22 protein-coding genes are annotated in these 24,627 nt (G+C 61.1%); 18 read left to right on the forward strand and 4 right to left on the reverse strand.

What is annotated here, in order from left to right:
- The first annotated feature begins 20 nt into the window (after positions 1-20).
- On the forward strand, positions 21-1,193 hold the full coding sequence (pobA, locus tag FHT29_RS06355; protein WP_168599387.1) for a 4-hydroxybenzoate 3-monooxygenase: 1,173 nt from the start codon (positions 21-23) through the stop codon (positions 1,191-1,193).
- Between the two features lie 7 nt (positions 1,194-1,200).
- Here the strand turns inward: pobA and pcaQ are convergent, their stop codons facing one another.
- A complete protein-coding gene (pcaQ, locus tag FHT29_RS06360; RefSeq protein WP_037193286.1) occupies positions 1,201-2,127 on the reverse strand; it encodes a pca operon transcription factor PcaQ in 927 nt (308 codons plus the stop codon).
- Positions 2,128-2,222: 95 nt separating this feature from the next.
- Between pcaQ and pcaD the strand changes: the two genes are divergently transcribed.
- The 13 genes from pcaD (at position 2,223) to FHT29_RS06425 (ending at position 16,189) form a co-directional block, all read left to right on the forward strand.
- Positions 2,223-3,032, forward strand: coding sequence for a 3-oxoadipate enol-lactonase (gene pcaD, locus FHT29_RS06365; protein ID WP_047558802.1), 810 nt, complete (start codon positions 2,223-2,225; stop codon positions 3,030-3,032).
- The gene (gene pcaC, locus FHT29_RS06370; protein ID WP_168599388.1) at positions 3,029-3,433 is read left to right on the forward strand and encodes a 4-carboxymuconolactone decarboxylase; all 405 of its coding nucleotides are present in this window, start codon (positions 3,029-3,031) and stop codon (positions 3,431-3,433) included. The genes pcaD and pcaC overlap by 4 nt, the downstream gene beginning before the upstream one ends.
- Positions 3,434-3,445: 12 nt before the next feature.
- The gene (gene pcaH, locus FHT29_RS06375) at positions 3,446-4,195 is read left to right on the forward strand and encodes a protocatechuate 3,4-dioxygenase subunit beta (RefSeq protein WP_168599389.1); all 750 of its coding nucleotides are present in this window, start codon (positions 3,446-3,448) and stop codon (positions 4,193-4,195) included.
- The gene (gene pcaG / locus FHT29_RS06380; RefSeq protein WP_037192855.1) at positions 4,195-4,809 is read left to right on the forward strand and encodes a protocatechuate 3,4-dioxygenase subunit alpha; all 615 of its coding nucleotides are present in this window, start codon (positions 4,195-4,197) and stop codon (positions 4,807-4,809) included. The genes pcaH and pcaG overlap by 1 nt, the downstream gene beginning before the upstream one ends.
- Positions 4,810-4,812: 3 nt before the next feature.
- On the forward strand, positions 4,813-5,862 hold the full coding sequence (locus FHT29_RS06385) for a 3-carboxy-cis,cis-muconate cycloisomerase (protein ID WP_113108839.1): 1,050 nt from the start codon (positions 4,813-4,815) through the stop codon (positions 5,860-5,862).
- Positions 5,863-6,011: 149 nt separating this feature from the next.
- Entirely contained in the window at positions 6,012-7,184 is a 1,173-nt protein-coding gene (locus FHT29_RS06390; RefSeq protein WP_047638357.1) for an ABC transporter substrate-binding protein, read from the forward strand.
- Between the two features lie 96 nt (positions 7,185-7,280).
- Positions 7,281-8,144, forward strand: a complete 864-nt coding sequence (locus FHT29_RS06395; protein ID WP_037192849.1) for a branched-chain amino acid ABC transporter permease — start codon at positions 7,281-7,283, stop codon at positions 8,142-8,144.
- 1 nt (position 8,145) lies between these two features.
- A complete protein-coding gene (locus tag FHT29_RS06400) occupies positions 8,146-9,150 on the forward strand; it encodes a branched-chain amino acid ABC transporter permease (protein WP_168599390.1) in 1,005 nt (334 codons plus the stop codon).
- A complete protein-coding gene (locus tag FHT29_RS06405; RefSeq protein ID WP_047558817.1) occupies positions 9,147-9,911 on the forward strand; it encodes an ABC transporter ATP-binding protein in 765 nt (254 codons plus the stop codon). The genes FHT29_RS06400 and FHT29_RS06405 overlap by 4 nt, the downstream gene beginning before the upstream one ends.
- Positions 9,892-10,608 (forward strand): ABC transporter ATP-binding protein, encoded by a 717-nt coding sequence (locus FHT29_RS06410; protein WP_168599391.1) that lies wholly within the window; start codon positions 9,892-9,894, stop codon positions 10,606-10,608. Before FHT29_RS06405 ends, FHT29_RS06410 begins: the two co-directional genes overlap by 20 nt.
- Positions 10,609-10,864: 256 nt before the next feature.
- Positions 10,865-14,491, forward strand: a complete 3,627-nt coding sequence (locus FHT29_RS06415; RefSeq protein ID WP_168599392.1) for a hydantoinase B/oxoprolinase family protein — start codon at positions 10,865-10,867, stop codon at positions 14,489-14,491.
- A 51-nt stretch (positions 14,492-14,542) separates the two neighbouring features.
- Positions 14,543-15,070, forward strand: a complete 528-nt coding sequence (locus FHT29_RS06420) for a winged helix DNA-binding protein (RefSeq protein WP_037192840.1) — start codon at positions 14,543-14,545, stop codon at positions 15,068-15,070.
- Between the two features lie 288 nt (positions 15,071-15,358).
- Positions 15,359-16,189, forward strand: a complete 831-nt coding sequence (locus tag FHT29_RS06425; RefSeq protein ID WP_037192838.1) for an MBL fold metallo-hydrolase — start codon at positions 15,359-15,361, stop codon at positions 16,187-16,189.
- A 36-nt stretch (positions 16,190-16,225) separates the two neighbouring features.
- Here the strand turns inward: FHT29_RS06425 and FHT29_RS06430 are convergent, their stop codons facing one another.
- Positions 16,226-16,972, reverse strand: coding sequence for a polysaccharide deacetylase family protein (locus FHT29_RS06430; protein WP_047554426.1), 747 nt, complete (start codon positions 16,970-16,972; stop codon positions 16,226-16,228).
- The gene (locus tag FHT29_RS06435) at positions 16,962-18,065 is read right to left on the reverse strand and encodes a glycosyltransferase family 4 protein (RefSeq protein WP_168599393.1); all 1,104 of its coding nucleotides are present in this window, start codon (positions 18,063-18,065) and stop codon (positions 16,962-16,964) included. Before FHT29_RS06435 ends, FHT29_RS06430 begins: the two co-directional genes overlap by 11 nt.
- 198 nt (positions 18,066-18,263) lie before the next feature.
- Between FHT29_RS06435 and FHT29_RS06440 the strand changes: the two genes are divergently transcribed.
- Both FHT29_RS06440 and FHT29_RS06445 read left to right on the forward strand, forming a co-directional pair.
- Positions 18,264-19,988 carry an adenylate/guanylate cyclase domain-containing protein gene (locus FHT29_RS06440; RefSeq protein ID WP_168599560.1) on the forward strand — a complete coding sequence of 575 codons (1,725 nt, stop codon included), beginning with the start codon at positions 18,264-18,266 and terminating at the stop codon, positions 19,986-19,988.
- An 84-nt stretch (positions 19,989-20,072) separates the two neighbouring features.
- Positions 20,073-20,951 (forward strand): FkbM family methyltransferase, encoded by an 879-nt coding sequence (locus FHT29_RS06445; RefSeq protein ID WP_168599394.1) that lies wholly within the window; start codon positions 20,073-20,075, stop codon positions 20,949-20,951.
- Between the two features lie 2 nt (positions 20,952-20,953).
- Here the strand turns inward: FHT29_RS06445 and FHT29_RS06450 are convergent, their stop codons facing one another.
- The gene (locus tag FHT29_RS06450) at positions 20,954-21,433 is read right to left on the reverse strand and encodes a class I SAM-dependent methyltransferase (protein ID WP_037192824.1); all 480 of its coding nucleotides are present in this window, start codon (positions 21,431-21,433) and stop codon (positions 20,954-20,956) included.
- Positions 21,434-21,579: 146 nt separating this feature from the next.
- Here FHT29_RS06450 and FHT29_RS06455 point away from each other — a divergent pair, with 146 nt between their 5' ends.
- Together FHT29_RS06455 and FHT29_RS06460 are read left to right on the forward strand one after the other, a co-directional pair.
- Positions 21,580-22,755: a DUF3095 domain-containing protein gene (locus tag FHT29_RS06455; RefSeq protein ID WP_037192821.1), complete on the forward strand. Its 1,176-nt coding sequence runs from the start codon at positions 21,580-21,582 to the stop codon at positions 22,753-22,755.
- 401 nt (positions 22,756-23,156) lie between these two features.
- A complete protein-coding gene (locus tag FHT29_RS06460; protein WP_047554436.1) occupies positions 23,157-24,494 on the forward strand; it encodes an adenylate/guanylate cyclase domain-containing protein in 1,338 nt (445 codons plus the stop codon).
- Positions 24,495-24,627 lie beyond the last annotated feature (133 nt).

Raw genomic sequence — 24,627 nt, forward strand, 5'->3', positions numbered from 1 at the left:
ACCGTGCATGGGAGGAAACGATGCGCACCCAAGTCGCCATTATCGGGTCAGGGCCGTCCGGTCTGCTGCTCGGCCAGCTGCTGACGGAAGCCGGGATCGACAATGTCATTCTCGACCGCGTCGGCAAGGACTATATCCTCGGCCGCGTCCGCGCCGGCGTGCTGGAGGAAGGCACCGTTTCGCTGATGGACAAGGCGAAATCCAGCGCGCGCCTGCATGCAGAGGGCCTGCCGCATGACGGCTTCTCGCTCGCCTTCAACGGTCGCGATCATCGCATCGACCTTCATGGGCTCACAGGCGGCAGGCGCGTTCTCATCTACGGCCAGACGGAGATGACCCGAGATCTGATGGCCCATCGCGAGCAAAGCGGCGCTCAGACCATCTATAATGCGGCCAATGTTCAGCCACACGGTTTTGATGGCGATACGCCTTATCTGACTTATGACAAGGACGGCATTTCCCATCGCATCGATTGCGATTTCATTGCTGGCTGCGACGGCTTTCACGGTGTCAGCCGCAAGTCCGTTCCGGAAAAATCGATCCGCAGTTTCGAGAAGGTCTATCCCTTCGGCTGGCTCGGCGTGCTGGCGGAAGTGGCACCGGTCAATCACGAATTGATCTATGCCAATCATCCGCGCGGCTTTGCCCTATGCTCGATGCGTTCCGTGACGCGCAGCCGCTATTACATCCAGTGTCCACTCGACGAGAAGGTCGAGGACTGGAGCGACGATCGCTTCTGGGACGAATTGCGCCGCCGTTTGCCGGCTCATCATGCCGAAGCCCTAGTCACGGCGGCGTCCTTCGAGAAATCGATCGCGCCTCTGCGTTCCTTCGTGGCCGAACCGATGCGCTTCGGCCGGCTCTTCCTCGTCGGCGATGCCGCCCATATCGTTCCGCCGACCGGTGCCAAAGGGCTCAATCTGGCGGCGAGTGACGTGCATTATCTGTTCTCGGGACTTGCCGAGCATTATCAGGTTCACTCGGACGCCGGACTGGAGGCCTATTCCGCTCGCGCGCTTGCCCGGGTCTGGAAAGCCGTGCGCTTTTCCTGGTGGATGACGACGATGCTGCATCGTTTTCCCGATACCAGCGACTTCGATCAGAAGATCCAGGAGGCCGAACTCGATTATCTCACCCATTCCCGCGCTGCTTCGACCGCGCTTGCGGAGAATTATGTCGGTCTTCCGTTCTGAGCCGATTCTAGAGCTTCTTGGCGACCTCGTTCGCCGCCTCGCGGATCGTCTGCATTAGGATAGACAGTGGCAGGGTGGGGACGGCGTCGGTACGCACAGTCAATCCGACCGGCCCTTTCGTCTCGCTGGTATCGATCGGCAGCAGCGCCAGCAGACCGTCATCGACATCACCCGCGACGACGCCGGCCGAAATGATCCAGATGGCGTCGCTGGCCCGAACGAAGGCGCGGCCGAAGGAGTCGGACACGGTCTCGATCTGGTTGGGCAGGCGGCCGGCGCCATTGGCGATGAGGAAGCTCTCGACGAAGGGGCGGATGATCGAGCCTCGCGTGGGCATCAGGATCGTATAGCGGCTGAGATCGGAAAACACCGATTGCTTTGCCGAAAGCAGCGGGTGACCGGCCCTGACGGCAAAGACCACTTGCTCGGAGTAGAGATGCTCGAAGGAGAAACCGGCCATATTGTCCGGGCTTGCCAGCCGACCGACCACGAGGTCGAGATCGCCGATGCGCAACTGCTCCAGCAATACGGCGTTCTCGCCGGTGACGATCTTGATGCGGCTCCAGGTCTCCTCGCGGAGAAACAATTCCATCGCCCTTGGCATGATCCGCGTCGACACCGTCGGCAGCGCGCCGATGCGGATCGGCGGCGCCTCGCCGGAGCGCTCCTGCGATACGGAATCCAGCCCCTGTCTTAGGGCCGAGAGTGCTGCGCCGGCGTGGCGGAGAAACACTTCGCCGTAGCGGGTGATGCGAATGCCGCGCCCGTCGCGCTCGAAGACGGAGACGCCAAGCGCCTCCTCCAGCTCGCGGATCGTTTTTGTCACCGCCGGTTGGCTTATATGGAGCAGTCCCGCCGCCTTGATCACGCTTTTCTGGCGCGCAACCTCGACAAAGGTCTGCAGATGGCGGAATTTGATGCGGGCGTCGAGCATGCTCATTCATAACTTGGGAGTTATCGTAGAGCAAAGAAATATCATTTTACCTAACCGGATTATAGTTCCAATCTCGCGCTCGAGGAGATTTTCCAGTGCAGTTTGCCCGCATCAATGACGTCACGATCCACTATCAGATCATCGGCGGATCGCCCGACAAGCCGGTTCTTGTCTTTGCCAATTCGCTTGGCACCGACTTCCGGATCTGGCGCGACGTGATCGTGCGCCTGGCCGGCGATTTCGCCATCGTACTCTACGACAAGCGCGGCCACGGCCTGTCCGATCTCGGCCAGATGCCCTATTCGATCGAGGATCATGCCACCGATCTTGCCGGCCTGCTCGATTTCCTCTCGGTCAAGGATGCCGTCATTTGCGGTCTTTCCGTCGGCGGGCTGATCGCCCAGTCGCTCTATCAGCGGCGGCCGGATCTCGTGCGGGCCTTGATCCTGTGCGACACGGCCCCCAAGATCGGTACGGCCGACAGCTGGAACGCCCGCATCGCGCAGGTCGAGGCCGCGGGCATCGAATCGATCGTCGATGCGATCATGGAGCGCTGGTTCACGCCGGCTTTCCGCCGCCCGGAAAACACTGCCTTCGGCGGCTATTGCAACATGCTGATCCGTCAGCCGGTGGCGGGCTACACCGCAACATGCGCCGCCCTTCGCGACGCCGATCTGACCGAGGCGGCAAAAAGGATAGCGGTTCCGACCATCTGCATCGTCGGCGATCAGGATGGTTCCACGCCGCCCGAGCTGGTACTTTCGACGGCCAAGCTCATTCCAAATGCGCGCTATGAAGTCATCAAGGACGCCGGCCATATCCCCTGCGTCGAACAACCCGAGGCGTTGACCGAAGTCATTCGTGCCTTCATCGATGTCGTTTTGCGTGGAGAACAAGCCCCATGAATGACCCCACCACGCCATCCGAGCGCTATGTGCAGGGCATGGCGACGAGACGAGCGGTGCTCGGCGACGGCCATGTCGATCGTGCCCAGCAGGGAGTGACGGAGTTCGACCGGCCTTTTCAGGAGTTGATCACCGAAGCGGCCTGGGGCCACGTTTGGTCGCGCCCGACGCTCAGCCGGCGCGAACGCTCCATCGTGACAATCGCCCTGCTGGCGGCGCTCGGCCAGGACGAAGAGGTCGCGATGCATGTGCGCGCCACCAGCAATACCGGCGCGACGCGCGACGATATCCGCGAGGCGCTTTTGCATGTGGCAATCTATGCCGGCGTGCCGGCGGCCAACCATGCGATCAAGATCGCCAAGCAGGTTTTTGAACAGATGGACGCCGAAAGGGCGGCTTGAAGCGAGGCAGACATGTCCGACAGAACCAACAGCAAGCCCGAAACGGGCGCCTTCTTTGCCAGGGATCGCGCCTGGCATCCGCCGGCCTTTGCGCCCGGCTATAAGACTTCCGTGTTGCGTTCGCCGCAGCGGGCATTGCTTTCGCTCGACGGCACGATCTCTGAAATCACCGGACCGGTCTTCGGCCACTCCATTATAGGCGAGCTGGACAATGACCTGATCCATAATTTTGCCAAGCACGGCGAAAGCGCGATCGGCGAGCGCGTCATCGTCCATGGCCGCGTGCTCGACGAGCGTGGCCGGCCGGTGCCGGGCGTGCTGCTCGAATTCTGGCAGGCCAATGCCGGCGGGCGCTATCGCCACAAGAAGGAAACCTATCTCGCCGCCATCGATCCGAACTTCGGCGGCTGCGGCCGCGCGATCACCGATGACGAAGGCCACTATGCCTTCCGCACGGTCCGGCCAGGCGCCTATCCCTGGCCGAACGGCGTCAACGACTGGCGCCCGGCTCATATTCATTTCTCCGTCTTCGGCCATGGCTTTGCCCAGCGACTGATCACGCAGATGTATTTCGAGGGCGATCCGATGATCTGGAAATGTCCGATCGTCGGCACGATCCCTGACAAGCAAGCCATCGAGCAGCTGATCGCACCGCTCGACTGGGGCAATACGATCCCGATGGATGCGCGCGCCTACAAGTTCGATATCGTGTTGCGCGGTCGTCGCTCGACCCTGTTCGAAAACCGGCTGGAGGGCAACTGATGGTACAAGAACTCGGCTATCTGAAGGAAACACCTTCGCAGACGGCAGGTCCTTACGTTCATATCGGCCTCACGCCGAATTACAGCGAAATCGGCGGCGTCTATGACGCGGATCTCGGTGCCTCCATGGTCAATGACAAGACGCATGGCGAGCGCATCACGGTGACGGGCCGCATCCTCGATGGCGCCGGCGGGCTGGTCAGGGATGCGGTCATCGAGATCTGGCAGGCCGACAGCGCCGGACTTTACAATAGTCCTTCGGAACTGCGCGGCACGGCCGATCCGAATTTCACCGGCTGGGGTCGTTGTCCGACGAGTTCGGACGATGGGATTTTTCGCTTCGAAACGATCAAGCCCGGCCGCGTTCCCTTCAAGGACGGACGCAAGATGGCGCCGCACATCACATTCTGGATCGTAGCGCGCGGCATCAATATCGGCCTGCATACGCGCATGTATTTTCCTGAAGAGACGAGCGCCAACGCCGAGGATCCCTTGCTTGCCCGCATCGAACACAAGGATCGCCTGGCGACGCTCGTCGCCACCAAGGAGGGTTCGGTCTATACCTTCGATGTGCATTTGCAGGGAGACAGGGAAACGGTTTTCCTCGATATATAGGCTATGAGCATTTCTCCCTTCGATCACCCTTTTCTGTCCGGCCTCCTCGGTGACGCGGAGATTTCGGATTATTTTTCGGCCACGGCCGACATCCGCGCCATGCTTGACTTCGAAGCGGCGCTTGCCAGGGTGGAGGCGCAGCATGGGTTGATCCCGCAGGCATCCGCGCGGCGTATCGAGGAGATCTGCGCCAGTTTCGAGCCCGATCTCTCGAGCCTGAAGGCTGCAACGGCAACGGACGGGGTTGTCGTGCCTGATCTCGTCAAGCAGCTGCGCAAAGCCGTCGGCGAGGATGCCGGCAGCCATGCCCATTTCGGCGCCACCAGCCAGGACGTCATCGATACCAGCCTGATGATGCGCCTGAAGGCGGTGGCCTTCCTCTTGAGCGGCCGCCTTTTTGCCGTCTCTGCAGGACTTCAAAAGCTTGACAAGCAGTTCGGTTCGAACAGGCTCATGGGCCGTACTCGCATGCAGGCCGCAATCCCGATTACCGTATCCGACCGGCTGCGTGCCTGGCGCCATCCGCTCGATCAATATCGGGACCGGTTGACGCAGGAGAGCTTTGCCCTGCAATTCGGCGGTGCGGCCGGCACGCTGGAAAAGTTCGGGCCGAGGGCGGAAGACATCCGTGCCTCGCTGGCGCAGGCGCTCGGTCTGACGGATGAGCCGCAATGGCAGAGCCAGCGCGGGCGCATCGCCGAACTGGCCGGGCTGCTGTCGATGATCTCGGGCAGTCTCGGCAAGATCGGTCAGGACGTCGCGCTTCTGGCACAGGCCGGCGATGAGATCGAGCTTGCCGGCGGCGGCGGCTCCTCCGCCATGCCGCACAAGCAGAATCCGGTTGCGGCGGAGATGCTGGTGACGCTCGCTCGCTTCAACGCCGTCCAACTCTCCGGTATCCATCAGTCGCTTGTTCACGAACAGGAGCGTTCCGGGGCCGCCTGGACGTTGGAATGGCTCCTGTTGCCCCAAATGGCGGTGGCGACGGCTGCGTCGCTGCGCCACACGCTGGAGCTGATCGGTATGATCAAGCGGTTGGGGACGGCAGCATGAGCGAGGTATTCGCCTTCAATCATAACCCATGAATTATGGGTTATGATATTTATTTCATTTTACATCACTATTTCCTATGAGAAATTGGCGATGATCGAGATTTGAAGATCAGGTGCGGCTCGGAATCCGCGCCGCCGGGAGGAGAAAGAATGAAACGGTTTGTCTTGGCCGCCATCGCGGCCGTTGCCCTTGGCGGCGCTGCCTATGCCGATACCATCAAGGTCGGGGTCATCGGACCCTTTTCGGGGCCGTTTGCGCTGCAGGGAAAGAATTTCAAGGCCGGCATCGATGCCTATATGGCTGTGAATGGCAAGAAGGTCGGCAATGACGAGGTGGAGGTGATCTACCGCGACGTGCCGCAGGCCGATCCCGCGCAATCGAAGGCGCTGGCCCAGGAACTGGTCGTCAAGGAGCATGTGCAGTACCTTGCCGGTTTCTATTTTACGCCGGATGCCATGGCGGTGACGCCGATCCTCAAGCAGGCCAATGTGCCGATGGTGATCTTCAACGCCGCGACATCGGCGATTGTCACCAAGAGCCCGCTTGTCGTTCGTACCTCTTTCACAACCTGGCAGACATCGACCCCGATCGCCAAGGTTGCCTATGACGCCGGCGTCAAGAAGGTCATCTCGGTCGTCAGCGATTACGGCCCCGGCGTCGATGCCGAAAATGCCTTCAAGGCCGGTTTCGAGAAGCAGGGTGGCGAAGTGGTGCAGGCCATACGCATGCCGCTGTCGACGAATGATTTCAGCCCGATCATGCAGCGCATCAAGGATTCCGGCGCGCAGGGCGTCTTCGCCTTCCTGCCCTCCGGCCCGACGACGCTCGGCTTCGTCAAGGCCTATAATGAAAACGGCCTGAAGACGGCCGGCATCAAGCTGTTCGCCCCAGGTGACCTGACGCAGGAATCCGACCTGCCGGCGCTTGGCGATGCGGCCCTCGGCATGCAGACGACGTTCCATTATGCGATTTCGCACGATTCCCCTGAAAACAAGGCTTTCGTCGCGGCTGGCGACAAGGCGATCGGCAATCCAGCCGAATTGACCTTCCCGGCCGTCGGCGCCTTTGACGGCATGCATGTCATCTACAAGATGATCGAGGCGACCGGCGGCAAGCAGGATGCGCAGAAGGCTGTCGATGCCGTGAAGGGTCTTTCCTGGGTCAGCCCCCGCGGTCCGGTCACCATCGATCCCGAAAGCCGTCACATCACGCAGAACATCTATCTGCGCGAGGTCACCAAGGGCGATGACGGCAAGTACTACAACAAGGAGATTCAGACCTTCGAAAAGCAGGGCGATCCCGGCCTCGCGGCAGTGAAGTAGGACGCTCTCACCGATAGCTTCTATCTGAGCGGAATTGGTTTCCGCTCAGATAGAGACCCAAAGGTCGGCGCCGCAATAACCGGACCAGTGATTTCGATGCAAACCGTGCTCAGCATAGCAGTCGATGCCCTCGCTTACGGCATGGTGCTGTTCGTGATCTCCATCGGCCTCTCCGTCACCATGGGGTTGATGCGCGTCGTCAATCTGGCCCATGGCGCCTTCGCCATGATCGGCGGCTATATCGCCTCCTATGCGGCGCACGATCTGGGATTGGGCTATGCCGCTGCCGTATTGCTGGCCGTAATCGGCACGGTGATTATTTCCATCCCGATCGAGCGACTGCTTTACCGGCGTATCTACGGTGCGCCGGAACTGACACAGGTGTTGATGACGATCGGCATCACCTTCTGCATCATCGGCATCGCCAATTATGTCTTCGGCCCGACCTTGAAGACCATACCGTTGCCCGGCAGCCTGCAAGGCTCTGTCGACCTCGGTTTCCGCACCATCGGCACGCATCGTATCTTTGCGATCGTCTGCGGCCTCATCGTCGCTCTGGCGCTCTGGTACACGATCGAGAAGACGTCTTTCGGCGTCAAGCTGCGCGCCTCGGTCGACAATGCCTCGATGGCGGCGGCTCTCGGGGTGAGGACCGAGATCGTCTATGCGGTCAGTTTCGCCATAGCCGTCGGGCTTGCCGCCTTTGGCGGTGTGGTGGGCGCCGAATTGCTGCCCGTCGAGCCCTATTATGCCCTGCGTTACATGGTGACTTTCCTTGTCGTCGTCTCGGTCGGCGGTGCTGGCTCCATCTCCGGCGCGTTGCTTGCCTGTCTCGTCCTCGGCTGCATTGATACGACCGGCCGCTACCTTATGCCCGAGTATGGCGACTTCTTTTTCTATCTGGCCGTCATTGCTATCGTCTGCGTCTTCCCGCGCGGCTTTGCCGGGAGGATGAAGTAAGATGGCGCTGACACTGGAAAAAGAGGCCACCCCCGCCGTGACCAGACATCGTACTGTTGGACAGGATATGATTGCGGTCGCTGTTATCGTAGTGCTGGCCGCCGTCGGCTACATCCTGTTTCCGGACAATCTCGCGCTTCTGACGCGCCTGATCGCCATTGGGCTTCTGGTTCTGTCGCTCGATCTGGTCACCGGCTATTGCGGTGTGGCGACGCTCGGTCACGCGGCCCTCTTCGGCGCCGGCGCCTATGCCGCCGGCATCGCGTCTGCGCATTACGGCATCAACGATCCCCTGCTGATGACGCTTGCCGGCATCCTGGGCGGCGCGGTCGCTGGCCTGGTCTGTTCCATCGTCATTCTGCGAGCCCATGGCCTGCCGCAGCTCGTGCTGTCGATCGCGCTGATCTACCTCTTCCATGAATTCGCCAACAAGGCCTCGAGCTGGACCGGCGGCAGCGACGGCCTGTCAGGCATTTCTCCGGACCCGCTGTTCGGCAGTTTCGAATTCGATCTCTATGGGCATACGGCCTACATCTATGGCGTCGCATTGCTGCTGATCGTGCTCGTGCTGCTGCGCTTTCTCGTGCGCTCACCGTTCGGCATGCTCTGTCGCGGCATCCGGCAGGATCCCTTGCGTATTCGCGCCATGGGCGCCTCGCCGAAGGCGGCATTGATCAAGATGTATGTGATTTCCGGCGCCGTTGCCGGCGTCGGCGGCGCATTGAACGCGATTTCGACGCAGGTGGTTGGTCTCGACAGCCTGTCCTTCACGCAGTCGGCCGAGGCGCTCGTCATGCTCGTGCTCGGCGGCACCGGATCGCTGTTCGGCGCGCTTGTCGGGACGCTGATCTTCATGCTCTTCGAAGACTATGTCTCGGCAGCAAATCCCTTCCATTGGCTGACGATCGTCGGCGCACTGCTGATCCTCGTCGTTCTCTTCGCGCCGAAGGGCATTTACGGCACGGCCGCCGCCTATGTCGCTCGCCGTAGGGAGGCGCGGTCGTGAGCGCGATTTTCGAGGTCAAAAATCTGAGGAAGGCTTTCGGCGGCTTGACTGTCACCAATGACGTCAGCCTGTCCATGGCGCCGGGGGATCGCGTCGCGCTGATCGGTCCGAATGGCGCCGGCAAGACCAGCTTCGTCAATCTCGTCACCGGCAATCTGCGGCCGGATGCCGGTGAGATCCATATCGCCGGTCACAACGTCAACCGGATCGACGCCATCGGCAGAGTCCGGCGCGGATTGGTGCGTTCGTTCCAGGTGACGCGGCTGTTTCAGGATATGACCCCGGCCGAACATATCGGCATGGCGGTCCTGCAGCGGACGGGTCGCTCCGGCCGCATGTTCGGCAACTTCCTTGCCATGCGCGACGTCATGGCCGAGACGGAAGAACTGCTCGGCACGCTCGGTCTTGCCGGCCTGGCGCATCGCAAGGTCAGCGAGATTGCCTATGGCCAGCAGCGGCTCCTTGAGATCGCTGTCGCCATGGCCCTGAAGCCTAAGGTGTTGCTGCTCGACGAGCCTGCCGCCGGCGTGCCGCAAAGCGATACCGGCCGCATCGAGCAGGCGCTTGCCGATTTGCCGCCCGATCTCGCCGTGCTGATGATCGAGCATGACATGGATCTGGTTTTCCGGTTCGCCAAGCGCGTGGTGGTACTCGCCGCCGGCACCATCATCTTCGACGGTTCGCCGAAAGACGTGACGCAGGATGCGCGTGTGCGCGAAGCCTATCTCGGGAGCTATGCCCATGCCGGCCACGCCGCTTGAAGTGGAAAATCTGTCGGCCGGCTATGGACCGACACGGGTGCTTGAAGGTGTTTCCTTTTCCGTGCCGGCCGGCGGCAGGCTTGCCGTGCTCGGCCGCAACGGCATGGGCAAGAGCACGCTGCTGGCAACGCTTGCCGGCCAGACGCGCCGTTACGATGGCCACATCCGACTGGGTTCGGCCGAGATTGCCGGGCTGCCGAGCGCCAAACGAGCCCATCAGGGTCTTGGCTACGTGCCGCAGACGCGCGATGTCTTCCCGACGCTGACAGTGGAGGAAAACCTCTCCGTCGGGCTGAAAGAACGGCCGAAAAGCGCGATACAGGAAGCCTACGACATGTTTCCGCGCCTGAAGGAGCGGCGCAAGAACCTCGGTGGTCAGCTGTCCGGCGGCGAGCAGCAGATGCTGTCGACTGCCCGCACGATCCTCGGCCGCCCCTCCGTCCTGCTTCTGGACGAGCCGCTGGAAGGGCTTGCGCCCGTCATCTGCGAGGAACTGATGACGGCGTTCGCCGAGCTCGCCAAAACAGGCGACATGACCATTCTTCTGGTGGAGCAGCGCATTCAAAGCGCGCTCGATTTCGCGAGCGACGTCATCATTCTGGAGCGCGGCCGCCTTGCCTGGAAGGGGACGCCCGAGGCCCTTGCTCAGGATCACCAAGCCGTCGAGCGCTTCCTCGGCGTCGGCGGATTGCACTAGCGCATCCGCTTTTAGGACATGCGTCAACGGTGGCGCGGCTTTACAATGCAATTGAACGACCTCTTGCGTGTCAGTTGACACGCTGGACATGGCCGTGTCCGAGCAGGCGTAGCTTCTTGCCGCAGATTATCAGCGATTACCACATCGCACGGTGTTGAAGCCGAGCGTGGCTTGATCAATTCATGTTGACGACAAAACGTTGATAATTTAACGATATATTGTTATCGTTATAGGCGTCGTTCTGCTGGAGGCGGATTTGTCGGAGAACATTTCGGGTCGTTGGGATTTCTGGATCGATCGCGGCGGCACCTTTACCGACGTCGTCGGGCGCGACCCATCTGGTGTTCTCCATGCCCGCAAGGTTCTGTCGGAAAATCCCGATGCTTATCGCGACGCCGCCGTTCACGGCATTCGCCTGCATCTCGGTCTTGGAAAGGGCGATCCGATCCCCGCCGATACGATCGGCGAAGTGCGCATGGGCACCACGGTTGCCACCAACGCGCTTCTCGAACGCAAGGGCGAGCGCCTGGCTCTCGTGACGACGAAGGGTTTTCGTGACGCGCTGCGCATCGGCTATCAGGAGCGCAAGAAGATTTTCGCGACCGAGATCGTCAAGCCGGAAGCGCTTTACGAAGAGGTCGTCGAGATCGAGGAGCGTGTGCTGGCCGACGGCACGGTCGAACTGGTTCTTGATGAGAAGGCGGCGGAAGCGGCGTTGCGTGAGCTTCTTGCTAGGGGTTACCGCTCGCTCGCGATCGTCTTCATGCATGCCTACAAATTTCCCGCGCATGAGGCGGCGGTTGCTCGGATCGCTCGGTCTATCGGCTTCGACCAGGTTTCCGTCAGCCACGAAGTGTCGCCGCTGATCAAGCTTGTCGGCCGGGGTGACACAGCCGTTATCGATGCCTATCTGTCGCCGGTGCTCGGACGCTATATCGGCCAGGTCTGCGACGAGCTCGATATCGCGCGCACCGGCGCGCGCGTCATGTTCATGATGTCATCCGGCGGTTTGACGGCAGCCGATATGTTCCAGGGCAAGGACGCTATTCTGTCCGGCCCGGCCGGCGGTGTCGTCGGCCTTGCGAAAACCGGCGAGCAGGCCGGATTTACCAACGTCATCGGCTTCGACATGGGTGGCACCTCGACGGATGTCGCCCATTTCGACGGCGAATATGAACGCGCCTTCGAAACGGAAGTGGCCGGCGTGCGCGTGCGTGCGCCGATGATGCTGATCCATACGGTGGCCGCCGGCGGCGGTTCGATCCTGCATTTCGATGGCGACCGCTTCCGCGTCGGTCCGGATTCGGCAGGCGCCTTTCCGGGGCCTGCCTGCTATCGCAACGGCGGGCCGCTGGCGGTGACCGACGCCAATGTCATGGCTGGCAAGCTGTTGCCGGAGTTCTTCCCGTCGATCTTCGGCCCCAATCAGGATCAGCCGCTCGATGTCGATACGGTGCGCGGCAAGTTCGCCGAGCTTGCCGCCCGGATCGGCGATGGCCGCAGCCCGCAAGATGTCGCCGACGGCTTTATTCGCATCGCCGTTGCCAACATGGTCGAAGCGATCAAGAAGATCTCAGTGCAGCGCGGTTATGATGTGACGCGTTATGCCCTCAACTGCTTTGGTGGCGCCGGCGGACAGCATGCCTGCCTGGTTGCCGATGCGCTCGGCATGAAGAGCATTCTCCTGCATCCGATGTCCGGCCTTCTGTCCGCCTATGGCATGGGGCTTGCCGACATCCGGGCAACGCGCCAGAAGGCGCTCGGCGTTCCCCTTGATGAGGCAGCACCCGCAGCCATCGCCGCACTTGGTAGCGAACTGCGTGGGGAATGCGTGCCCGAGCTCGAAGCGCAGGGTGTCCCCGCAAACGAAATCAAGACGGTCCAGCGCGCCCATATCCGTTACGCCGGTACCGACACCATACTGGCTGTCGAAACGACATTTCCCGAAATCGATGATCCCGCGCGCCTGCGCCGCGAGTTCGAGACACTGCACAAGCGCCGCTTCGGCTTCGTTGCCGAGGGCAAGCCGTTGGTCGTCGAGGCAGTGGAGATCGAGACCATCGGCGGTGCTGCCGCCGATATCGCGGTCCAGCGCAACGAGACTGGCACAGGTGAAGCAGAAGCGGCAAGGCGCGCGATCTTCTATTCCGGCAGCGCAAGCCATGATGCCGCAGTCGTGCTGCGCCAGGCGATCGTGCCCGGCCAGACTGTCACCGGCCCGGCCATCATCATCGAGCCGAACCAGACGATCGTTATCGAGGATGGCTGGCAGGCGCAGCTGACTGCCAAAGATCATATCGTCCTCAAGCGCATCAAGGCCCTGCCGGAGCGCAGCGCCATCGGCACCAAGGCCGATCCGGTGATGCTGGAGATCTTCAACAATCTTTTCATGTCGATCGCCGAGCAGATGGGCATGACGCTGCAGAACACCGCCTATTCCGTCAATATCAAGGAACGGCTGGATTTCTCCTGTGCCGTCTTCGACGCCGAAGGCAATCTCGTCGCCAATGCGCCGCATATGCCCGTGCATCTGGGCTCCATGGATGCGTCGGTCGCAACCGCGATCCGTGAAAACCCCGTTATCCATCCGGGCGACGTCTTCCTGATCAATGCGCCCTATAATGGCGGCACGCATCTGCCTGATCTCACCGTCTGCACGCCCGTCTTCGACGATGCCGGCAAGCGGATCCGCTTCTGGGTCGCCAGCCGCGGCCATCACGCCGATATCGGCGGTATTTCGCCGGGTTCGATGTCGCCGCTCGCGACCCATATCGAGGAAGAGGGCGTCTACATCGACAATTTCAAACTGCTCGATCGGGGGCGGTTCTGCGAGGAGGAGCTGGCGAAGCTTCTCACGGGCGCGCGCTATCCTGTGCGCACGCTCGCCCAGAACGTCAACGATCTGAAGGCCCAGGTTGCCGCCAACGAGAAGGGCGTCGCCGAGCTCAAGAAGATGATCGTCCACTTCGGCGAAGAGGTTGTCGATGCCTATATGGGGCATGTCCAGGACAACGCCGCCGAAAGCGTGCGACGCGTTCTCGACCGCCTTCCGGATGGTGAATTCAGCTATGAGATGGATCAGGGCTGCAAGATCGTCGTCAAGATCTCGATCGACAAGGACAAGCGCGAGGCGACGGTGGATTTCACCGGCACGTCTGCGCAGCGCGCCGATAATTTCAACGCCCCGCAGCCGGTGACGCGGGCTGCCGTGCTCTATGTCTTCCGCGTTCTGGTCGAAGCCGATATCCCGATGAATGCCGGTTGCCTCAGGCCGATCCGGATCGTCATTCCCGAAGGCACGATGCTGACGCCGAAATATCCGGCTGCCGTCGTCGCCGGCAATGTCGAGGTGAGCCAGGCCGTCACCAACTGCCTGTTCGGCGCCGTCGAGGCGCTTGCGGCCGCTCAGGGCACCATGAACAACCTCACCTTTGGCAACGATGCCTATCAGTATTACGAGACGATCTGCTCCGGCGCGCCGGCCGGCCCCGGCTTCAATGGTGCCGACGCGGTGCACACGCATATGACCAATTCGCGTCTTACCGATCCCGAGATTCTCGAGACGCGCTTTCCGGTGGTGCTCGAGGACTTTCACATCCGCCCCAACTCGGGTGGGCGAGGCAAGTGGAATTCCGGCAACGGCACGCAGCGCACCATCCGCACCCGCGAAAAGCTGGAATTCGCCGTGCTCTCAGGCCATCGCCGCGTAGCGCCCTTCGGCATAAAGGGGGGCGAGCCGGGCCAGACCGGGCGCAACTATGTCAGGCGCAATAACGGTACGGTCGAGGAACTGATCGGCTCGGCCCATACGGTGCTCGAGGCCGGCGAAGCGTTCACCGTCGTTACTCCCACGGGCGGCGGCTATGGAAAGCGGGACGAATAGACGCGTTGCCAAGTCTGTAGTGCCTTGATCCGGATCGGAAGGAGTTTTCTGGTGACGTCTGAGGAAAAGAGTAGACCGCGTGAACTAATCGTATCATCGGCGCATCTTGCAGACGGCAGTTCGCCTGCCTTGTCCGAGCTCGAATACGGATCGATCCTGTTTTCCCATGCGTTCAATCGGTGGCTGGTGCGTTGCATGGCGGCCGCCGGCATCCCTGGCCTTTCGCCGGTCGAGATCCTGATCATTCATTCCGTGCGGCACCGTGACAGGCCGAAGACGCTCGCTGATCTGTGTCTTGTGCTCGATATCGAAGACACCCATGTCGCCAACTACGCCATCAAGAAGCTGGAGGCGGCCGGTCTCGTCAAGAGCGGCAAGGTCGGCAAGGAAAAGACCATCCGGGTAACCGATAAGGGCCTGGACGCCTTGGCGCGTTACACCGAAATCCGCGAGCGTCTGTTGGTGGAGGCCACCAAGGTCTCCGGCCTGTCGCAGGATGGCCTTTCCGATATCGCCTCGCATCTCAGGGCGCTGTCTGGCTACTATGAGCAGGCGGCACGGTCGGCTGCCACGCTGTAAGGATGGCAAGGAGGACGAAAGTCCCTTGCGAGCTCTCGCGCTCCATCGCGAACCGATACCTGCCAGGACGCCGCACCGATATGCAAGTAACGGGTCTTATCTATTTTGTCATGACATACCTATATTAGGTCTGTGCGATCCGTTGGCGAATATTCGCCAGATGATCTGCATCGACCGAACGATGGGATCCAGTTTTTTACCAGCGCACGACTTTTGGAAATTGCTGGCTTCGCACGATAGCAAAAGTGTGCTTTTTTTGACGGAAAGGGGAATGGTGTAAAAACTTCCATGAACAACGATAGTTTCGAGCTGAAATTCTGGGGCGTGCGGGGGAGTATACCCGTATCTGGACCGGAATTTGAGCGTTACGGCGGGAATACATCCTGCATCGAGTTGCGGCATGACGGCAGGCATATCCTATTCGACGCCGGCACCGGGTTACGCGAAGCGGCGGTGTCGCTTGCAAAAGAAGGGGTCCGCAACATCGATCTCTTTTTCACCCATTCGCATTACGACCACATTATCGGCCTGCCCTTCTTCAATGCGATCTATGATCCGAGGGTGAGCGTCGATCTTTGGTCGGGCCATCTGGCCGGCAAGACGACGACGCGGCAACTGATCGGCCAGTTCATGCGGCCGCCCTGGTTCCCGGTCGAACCCGACATCTGTCGCGCCGCGATGAATTTTCGCGATTTCGCCGCTGGCGATACGCTGAAGCCTCATCCGGGCATCGTCATCCATACGGTCCGGCTGAACCATCCCGGCGGTTGCATCGGTTACCGCATCGAATGGTCCGGTCGCGTCATCGCCATGGTCTACGATACCGAGCACCATAACGGGTATCTCGACGAGGCCGCGCTATCCCTGATGGCCGATGCCGATCTCGCGATCTATGACACGACCTATACGGAAGCGGAGATGCCGAAGCATCTAGGCTTCGGGCACTCTACCTGGCAGGAAGGCGTCAAGCTCGCCAAGAAGGCCGGTGTCAAACGACTGGCCCTGTTTCATCATGCACCGGCGCGCGCGGATCGCGAGCTGGACGAGATGCAGCGCGACGCGCAGAAGAGCTTTCCAGGCGCCTTCGCCGCTTTCGACGGACAATCGCTGCAGCTCTAAGGCGCCGTTGCAGCGGCTTCGTTCGGGGCGGAGCCGCTAACTTAAGAAATTGCCGACCGGCCGCCACTCGATGGCGGCGTGGCCGGCCGTTTCCTCGAACAGCGCCTCGACGAACCCCCAGGCGACGTTGTCATGCACCAGATGGTGCGTCATCACGCCAATCGGCTCGTCATTGCCGTCGAAGCGGTTCTTCAGTTCTTCTACCAGGCGTCCGATCAATCCGGCATGCGGGAGGCCGCCGCGCACGCCGTGCCAATTCATGATGTCGATATGGGTGTTGACCAGGGTGATCGGCGCCTGCTTTGCCAATCCGAAGACAGACACCGCGCGATAGCCGAAGGGGCCAAGCTCCGGCAGCAGCGCGTCGTCGATACGGTTCCACGGCGGCACCAGCATGGGGAGAAACTGCGAGGGATAGAGCGCCTTCAGCTTGTCGAAGCCGCGATGCAGTTCGTCGAGCACGATCGCCTGCGGGCGATGCAGGCCGAGCTCCTGTTTCTTGGTTTCATCCGGCGCATAGTTCTGGTGCGTCCAGCCGTGCACGGTGACGGTGACACGGCCCTGGCTCGCCAGGCGTTCCGCCAGCGGCTCTCCGGTCGGCCCCGGGATGACGGCCAATGCCATCGGCACGTCGAAACGATCCGAAAGCGACAGCAGCCGGTCAAGTGCGGGGGTCGGTTCGATGGCGTCGTCGTCGCGGAACCAGAGTCTCGCCTTTCGCCCGGCAGCGGTCCAACGCCGCAACTCGTCGCGCAAGGGCTGCCAATCGGCTCTATCGCTCATAATAGGTATCTCCCAGATGCTTTCGAAGAATGATTTCAAGCCGCTTTGCCGCTGCGCTCAAAGAGCGTTCCCTGTGAACGAATCCATGCGCTGCCTCTGCCATGATCCGCCGGTGCTCCTCGTCGTTCAGAAGCTGTGCGATGGCATCGGCATAGGCCTTCAGGTCGCCCGCCGGTGTCAGCAGCCCGGTAATGCCGTCCATCACCACTTCCGGCACGCCCGCCGTTGCCTGCGCGATCACGGGCAGCCCGGCCGCCTGCGCTTCGAGATAAGCCAGGCCATAGGCTTCGTTGCAGCCGGGCCAGACGTAGATCCCGGCAGTCGCAAGCTCCGCCGCGATCTCCGGTGTCGAGCGCTCTCCGAGCCACGTTATGCGGTCTCCGTCGAAGGCGGAAAACAGTGCCCGTACTTCCGCACGCATCGGCCCGTCGCCGATGACGGTCAGTGTCCAGTCATGATCGCGGATCAGTTTGAGCGCCTCGGCCAGCATGACGTAGCTGTCGAATTTGTCGCCGCGCCGCAGCATTGCAACGGTGATCAGCCTGTTGGAGGCAGAGGCGCCCGTGGGCGACCCGAAAAGCGTTGCATCGATGAAGGGCAGAAAGCGTTCGTATCTGCCATCCGGTATTGCGTCGACGAGGCCGATCCGATCCCGCTCGGTGAAGCACAGATTGACGGCCGCCGACCGCACGGCATCGGCGATCAGACGCTGGTTTTCGCCCCAGCCGTTGTCGTTATGGCGTCGGGAATAGGAGGCTTCGGCGGTGACGTAGGGGATGCCGAGTTGCCGGGAGACCGGCGGGCCGATGAGATCGGGCGTCTTGTAATAGGGGTGATAGGTAAACCAGAGATCGGGCGGCGATTCGCTGTGTGATCGGCCGAGCAATCGCGTCACCTCGCCCTCGGCCTGTCGGGCGATCTCCGCACGCAATCCCGCTTCCGGGGTCGGGGTGAAGCTGCGCAGTTCGGAGGCGACATCGACCTGGTGTCCCGCCATCCTGAGAACTGTCATGATCTGTCGCGCCATCAACCTGTCGCCCGAGGGCACCGGGTGGTCGGGTGATTTCAACGGGGCGTAGAATGCGATCTTCATGGTGCCGGTAGGGGTTGACGATTAAGTGATGGTAAAAGCCTGAATTGTGAGAGGATTGCCCGAATTCCGACCGGTTGCGTGACAATAAAATCCCTGCTTCAAAAAGCCGCATCCTCGACAGCATGCGGCGCTGCAGCTAGATGATAGGCGATAACCGCTTTCGCTTCTGTTGTGAACGGATAATATACATTGGGTTTGATGACTATCGAGGCAAGAAAGCCAATCATTTCCGACCGTCTCGTGCGAAAGTTCCGCCTTGGCTCCGGCTTGATCGTTTTTACTTTCGTGATCATGCATCTGGCCAATCACTCCCTCGGGTTGATTTCTCTCGGCACCGCCGAGCGTGCACAGCATTGGTTCATGACCGTCTGGCGCAATCCGGTCGGAACCGTGCTTCTCTACGGTGCGCTGCTGGTGCACATCCTGCTTGTGCTGAGGCTTCTTTATCGGCGTCGCACGCTCGTCATGCCGGCTGGCGAAGCGTTTCAGATCGTCACAGGTCTGCTGGTGCCGCTCCTTTTGATCGATCACATCGTTGCCACGCGTATCGTGCATGATGTTTACGGCTATCACGATACGTATAAGGCGATAGTCCACAGCCTATGGCTGACAGCGCCCGCCAATGGCCTGCGCCAGTCATTCCTGCTGATCATCGTCTGGGTTCATGGTTGTATCGGCGTTCATTTCTGGCTGCGTTATCGCCCCTGGTATACGGCGGTCGGCCCCGTCCTCTTGTCCTTCGCCATCGTTCTTCCGGTTCTCGCCCTGCTTGGCTTCGCGGCGATGGGCAAGACCGTAGCGTATGAAGCAGCCGAGGAGGACGAGCGCGGTTATGCTGGCGGCTATTACAGCGACATGCGAAGCTTTGGCGAGAAGGGCTCCGTACCGGGCAGCCAGATGGCCGATGCCCTGTGGCCTTACCGCGCCGCATTCTACGGTGCCTTCAGCCTGTCGATCGTCAGTCTCTTCGGTTTTCGCGCTCACCGCAGATTGCGCGAGCGGCAATATCAGGTCGCCATCCGCTATGCGGGCGGCGAGGTCGTGCATGCGCCGCGTGGTTTCAGCGTGCTCGAGGCGAGCCGCCTCGGCGGCATTCCGCATTATTCCGTTTGCGGCGGTAAGGGCCAATGCTCCACCTGCCGCGTGCAGATCATCGAGGGCGCCGAAAATCTGCCGCCGCCGGAGGCACTGGAGCAGAAGACGCTGAACCGCATCGGCGCCACTCCGGATATCCGTCTCGCCTGCCAGTTGCGCCCGACCGGAAACGTCAGCGTCGTGCCGCTTCTGACGCCGATGGCCGAAGCGACGATGCCGGTCTACAGCCAAACCGCCAGCCCGGGCCGCGAGCGCGAGATCGTCGTGTTCTTCTGCGATCTGCGCCATTTCACCGCGCTGACGGAAGCGCGCCTTCCCTTCGACATCGTCTTCCTGCTCAACCGCTATTTCGCCATCGTCGGTCGCATCATCGAGGAGAATGGCGGCCGGATGGACAAGTTCATCGGCGACGGTGCCATGGCTCTGTTCGGCCTGCGTACGACACCGAAGGAAGCGAACCGTCAGGCTTTGAAAGCGGCGGCGGCGATCGTTCGGGAAATCGACAAGCTCAGCGCGGAGCTGGCGGATGAGTTGGCCGCGCCGCTGGAGATCGCCATCGGCATCCACGCCGGTTCGGCGGTGGTTGGCTCAATGGGATATGGCAGTGTGAAGAACGTGACGGCGATCGGCGATACGGTCAATGTCGCCAGCCGCCTCGAAAGCGTTGCCAAGGAATTCAACAGCACGCTGGTCTTTTCGGAGCCGGTGGCCCAGCTCTCCGAGGTCGATATCACAGGCGTCGAAAGCCGTGAGATTGCCGTTCGCGGCCGCGGCGAGCCTTTGCGGGTCTATATCGTTTCGAAAGAAGCGAGCAGCCGCTTTGCCTGATTTTTCGAGCCGCCTCACCGGCAGCGTCGCGCTGCTCGACGCCCCGGTTTGCAACGGGAAAGCCGTGGTGTAGGGATTGCACCCATGTTCGACCACAATATCCTCACGAGAAAATACTGGCGGCGCGCCTTTCGCAAGAAGCGCGATGCGATCGCCACGCGCCTCTTCGACACGCGCCTTGGCCGAGATATCCTCATCAGTGCGCTTGGCCCGCGCGTCAAGACGATGACGGTGGACTGCGGCGATCATGTCTTAAGTTTTTCGCCGGCCGACTACATTGGCCGCAAGGTCTTTCGCAAAGGGCATTTCGAGCGCGATCATGTCGACCGGCTGCTGAGCGTGCTGCGCGAGCGCGGCCTTTTGCACAAAGGAAAGGTCCTGTTGGAGCTTGGCGGCAATATCGGCACGCAGACCTGCTATTTTGCCCTCAGCGGTGCCTACGGCCGCATCGTCACCGTCGAGCCCGATCCGCGCAATTTTCGCCTGTTGTCCGCCAATATCGCCGACAACGGCTTTCAGGAGATGGTGACTGCGGTCAATTGCGCCGCCGGTGACCGCGGCGGGCAGCTCGACTTCTATCTGAACCACAAGAACCATGGCAAAAGCAGCGCCTTGCGCCAAAGCGCGAGCGACGAGAAGATTTCGGTTCCCGTCCGTCCGGTCGCCGATATTCTTGCGCAGACCGAAGCCGACCCCACCGATGTCGGGTTGATCTGGATGGATATCGAAGGCTACGAGCCCGTCGCCTGCCGATCGATGCAGGCACTAATGGCCCGCAAGGTGCCGCTTTATATGGAATTCACGCCGGCTTTCTACGGCAAGGACCAGACCAAGGCCTTCATTGCGGACCTGGCCGGTCACTATAGCGAGTGCCTGGCCTTCTTCGAAGACCGCGAGCAAGCCATGAAGGTGGTCGATCTGCCGACCGAAGGCGACCAGTTCGATGTTCTCTTTTTGCGTTGAAGCTATTTGCGCCGATAGATGAAATAGCGTCCTTCCTTGACACTGTCGGGCAGGGGCAGCGCTTCGAGATCGGAGTGGTCGAGGGGCAGGCCGCTGACCGCAAGCCCGCCTGAGACAAGCACGCCGGCCATGGTCTGGGGCAGCCATGTCAACGTCACAGCATCCTTGTCTTCGTAGCCGGTGCCGATATCGGCATGGGCAAGCGAGGCGCCTGCGCCGATGAAATCCGTGGCAGTATCCTTGATTTCACCCAGGATGAGGTCGCTGGCCGTCGGCATGGACGGGCCGTAGGCGTTGATCGCCCGGTCGAAGGCGATGATGCGGCGATCGGGGAAAAGCTCGCGAAGATGGTCGAAGGTGCGGCCATTGCCGAGGCCCAGTTCCAGCACTGGACCATCGAGCGCTCTGACCTCGTCGGCAACGGCATTGAGGATGTCGCGTTGCGCACTCAGGCGGCGAATGAAACTATCCAGGCGGCTCATCGTATCTGTCTTATCCTTGGCTTTTGGGTGCCTCTTACCTAGTCGACGTAGCACGGCCAGCATTGCCGCGTCGACCGTCGACTGGCTTTTCGGCGTGTTTGCTGTAGGGATAGATTGTCGCGGCGCTCGTGAAAGGGGGAACCGTCATGGCCGAACCATCCAACGATGATTTCTTTCATAAATTGACGGGTTTCACTCGTTTCGAGGGCGTTACCGACAGCGCCAACTACCGTCCCCTTCCGGATGGCTGGTTGCTGGCGGTCGCGGATATCGTCAGCTCGACCAAGGCCATTGCCTCCGGTCACTACAAATCCGTCAACATGGCCGGCGCCAGCGTGATTTCCGCTGTGCTCAACGCGTTGGACAAGGGCGACTATCCCTTCGTTTTCGGTGGCGATGGCGCCTTGGTCGCCATACCGCCATCGGGAGAAGCGCGGGTGCGGCAGGCGCTTGCAGCGGTGCGGGCGTGGGTCAAGGAAGAGTTGCAGCTCGATCTGCGCACGGCGCTCGTACCCATGTCGGCCGTTCGTGGCGAGGGGCTGGACGTTATGGTCGCTCGTTTCAATCCGAGCGAGTATGTCTCCTACGCCATGTTCTTCGGTGGCGGCACGAGCTGGGCGGAAAGGCAGATGAAGGCGGGAAATTTCATCGTCGAGGCGGCAGCAGCGGAGGCGCGACCGGACCTCACAGGCCTGTCCTGTCGTTGGAATCCGATCAAGGCCCATAATGGCGAGATCGTTTCGATCATCGCGGTCCCCGGCAATAGCGGCAACAGCGCGAAATTCCAGCAGCTCGTCGCAGATATCATCGCCATTTCCAGAGAGCAAAGCCGTGACGCCCATCCCGTGCCGGTCGAGGGACCGACGCCGTCGCTGATCTTCGACGGTGCCGACATCGAGGCGCGTGCCTCGGCTGCGCCCGCCGATCGCTGGCGCCGCAAGATTGCTGTTGCCCTGCAGATCGTTGCCGTTTACATCCTCGACAAGTTCGGGCTCCGTGTGGCGACTTTTGACGCCAAGGTCTACAGGCGCGATCTCGCCGCGAACTCCGATTTTCGTAAGTTTGACGATGGCCTGAAGATGACCATCGATGTCGATGCGGCGCAGCTCTCGCGCATCGAGGCGCGTCTGCGTCAAGCCGAGGCCGAAGGCATCTGCCGCTACGGGCTGCATCGCCAGGACAGTGCTCTGATGACCTGCTTCGTGCCAACGCCGCTGATGCGTGATCATATGCATTTCATCGATGGCGCCAGTGGCGGCTATGCAATGGCGGCCATGGCGTTGCGAGGCAAGCAACCATCCGAACTTGCAGCCGGCGAATGATTCCGGCCGCGCGCGGCGATAGCAGGTCCTGCTGCCGCGTTTGCATGCCGAGCATGTCAGCGCGACAGTGATTTTATCGGCCCATGTCGGTCTCGCCCATTGTTTGAGCCGCATTTTCGCCCTATCTGAAGGGGAACAAAACGAGAGTCGGTAGTTTTGCCGGCTGTCTTCTGCTGCACCTTTATGCGTCTGGCGCGAGGGAAAAAGTGCAGCCAAATCTTTTATGGCGCCGGCGCTATCCAGAGTTTCTGGGGGAGAGCGCCGTCGTCTGTCGCATAATTATTTCATCCGACCTCAGCCGATGGGCCGGTGTTGCTGCTGGCGATCAGCCCGCAGTATATGGCGTCCGGCGTATTGCCGGGGCGGAGCATTGGGAATCGCAAGGATAGGCCGCGGAAAAAATGACCGTTCATTCTACTGTTTCCGATATTCTTCTCGACAAGGTTGCTGAATGGTTGACCCAGGCGGCGCTGACGGGCGAGAATCTGGAGAGCATCGTTCGCGGTTTCTGCGAGCGCATGGCGGCTTCCGGCCTTCCGGTCGCGCGCGTGCATCTGACCTTTTCGATGTTGCATCCCCTCTATGACGCGCTTGGCTTCACCTGGCGTCGGGCCGGCGGATTGACGATCGAGGGTTACCGGCATGTGAACGACAAGCCGGAACGCTTCATGCAGAGCCCCTATTACTATCTTCTGTCCAACGGTCTCCTGCACCTGCGCCGCCGGATCGACACCGACGGTCCTCTGGAGTTTCCGGTTTTCGAGGACCTGCGCAAGGAGAAGGTGACGGACTACCTGGCCTTCGTGCAGACCTTCGGCGCCGGCTCGGTCCAGGGCATGATGGGGTCCTGGTCGACAGACAGCGTCGGCGGCTTCAGCGAAGAGATGATCGGCGCGCTGATGCGCATGCAGAACCATCTTGCCATGGCCGCCAAGATGGCGGTTCTCGGTAAGCTCGCCAACAACATGCTGACCACCTATCTCGGCGGCGATGCCGGCAAACGCGTGCTCAACGGCCAGATCCGCCGCGGCGACGGCGAGACGATCCGTGCAGCGCTGGTCATGGGGGACATGCGGCAATCGACCGTCTATGCCGAAAAGGAAGGGCGGCAGGCCTATATCGATACGCTGAACGAATTCTTCGATGCCATTGCAGCGCCGTTCAACCGCAACGGCGGCGAAATCCTGAGCTTTCTCGGCGATGGATTTCTCGCCGTCTATCCCTGCGGACGGCATAAGGATCCGTCCAAAGTCGCCTGCGAGGCGGCGCTGTCGGCGGTGTTCGAGGCCCAGCGCCGCGTTGCCGCGCTGAACAAGGATCGTCAGGCTCGCAGCCTGAGCGAAGTGCGCTATGGCATCGGCCTGCATGTCGGCAACGTTATGTTCGGCAATGTCGGGCTGAAGGATCGCCTCACCTTCTCGGCCTTCGGTGCCGCCGTCAACGAAGTGGAACGGTTGCAGTCCCTCACCAAGAAATATGGGACCGAAGTGGTCGCGAGCCAGGCATTCTCCGGCTACACCGGCAGCGAATGGGGCACGCTCGGCGAAGAGAAGCTAAGAGGCGTGCGCCAGCGCTTCACCGTCGTTTCCCCGAAGGCCAGCACCATTGCCAACGGCACGACGGAGATCTTCCATGATGCGGCAATCGATGCCTTGTCCGAGGCCGAGCAGGTCATTCTGCTGCACAGGGATGCCAAGAAGTTCGAAAGCCGTCTTCAAGTCGAAAAGCTCGCTCCATGATCTCCGCGGCTGGCTAGGTCAGCACAAGCCGATACATCACTGGAAACACGACAGTTTTTTAACAGTCTCGCCAGCACTTTGACCAGCTAGACACCCGTTATGGCCTACGTTAGTGTGCCGTATAAGGCCACAA

It is taken from the genome of Rhizobium sp. SG741, assembly GCF_012275435.1.
Classification (GTDB): Bacteria; Pseudomonadota; Alphaproteobacteria; order Rhizobiales; family Rhizobiaceae; genus Rhizobium; species Rhizobium lusitanum.

Coding starts and splice junctions, on each gene's coding strand:
- FHT29_RS06410 (WP_168599391.1), top strand. CDS start 9,892: ATGCCGGCCACGCCGCTTGAAGTGGAAAATCTGTCGGCCGGCTATGGA.
- FHT29_RS06455 (WP_037192821.1), top strand. CDS start 21,580: ATGGCCGAACCATCCAACGATGATTTCTTTCATAAATTGACGGGTTTC.
- FHT29_RS06445 (WP_168599394.1), top strand. CDS start 20,073: ATGTTCGACCACAATATCCTCACGAGAAAATACTGGCGGCGCGCCTTT.
- FHT29_RS06460 (WP_047554436.1), top strand. CDS start 23,157: ATGACCGTTCATTCTACTGTTTCCGATATTCTTCTCGACAAGGTTGCT.
- FHT29_RS06400 (WP_168599390.1), top strand. CDS start 8,146: ATGGCGCTGACACTGGAAAAAGAGGCCACCCCCGCCGTGACCAGACAT.
- FHT29_RS06435 (WP_168599393.1), bottom strand. CDS start 18,065: ATGAAGATCGCATTCTACGCCCCGTTGAAATCACCCGACCACCCGGTG.
- FHT29_RS06440 (WP_168599560.1), top strand. CDS start 18,264: ATGACTATCGAGGCAAGAAAGCCAATCATTTCCGACCGTCTCGTGCGA.
- FHT29_RS06390 (WP_047638357.1), top strand. CDS start 6,012: ATGAAACGGTTTGTCTTGGCCGCCATCGCGGCCGTTGCCCTTGGCGGC.
- FHT29_RS06430 (WP_047554426.1), bottom strand. CDS start 16,972: ATGAGCGATAGAGCCGATTGGCAGCCCTTGCGCGACGAGTTGCGGCGT.
- pcaH (WP_168599389.1), top strand. CDS start 3,446: ATGTCCGACAGAACCAACAGCAAGCCCGAAACGGGCGCCTTCTTTGCC.
- FHT29_RS06395 (WP_037192849.1), top strand. CDS start 7,281: ATGCAAACCGTGCTCAGCATAGCAGTCGATGCCCTCGCTTACGGCATG.
- pobA (WP_168599387.1), top strand. CDS start 21: ATGCGCACCCAAGTCGCCATTATCGGGTCAGGGCCGTCCGGTCTGCTG.
- FHT29_RS06450 (WP_037192824.1), bottom strand. CDS start 21,433: ATGAGCCGCCTGGATAGTTTCATTCGCCGCCTGAGTGCGCAACGCGAC.
- FHT29_RS06385 (WP_113108839.1), top strand. CDS start 4,813: ATGAGCATTTCTCCCTTCGATCACCCTTTTCTGTCCGGCCTCCTCGGT.
- pcaQ (WP_037193286.1), bottom strand. CDS start 2,127: ATGCTCGACGCCCGCATCAAATTCCGCCATCTGCAGACCTTTGTCGAG.
- FHT29_RS06425 (WP_037192838.1), top strand. CDS start 15,359: ATGAACAACGATAGTTTCGAGCTGAAATTCTGGGGCGTGCGGGGGAGT.
- pcaG (WP_037192855.1), top strand. CDS start 4,195: ATGGTACAAGAACTCGGCTATCTGAAGGAAACACCTTCGCAGACGGCA.
- pcaC (WP_168599388.1), top strand. CDS start 3,029: ATGAATGACCCCACCACGCCATCCGAGCGCTATGTGCAGGGCATGGCG.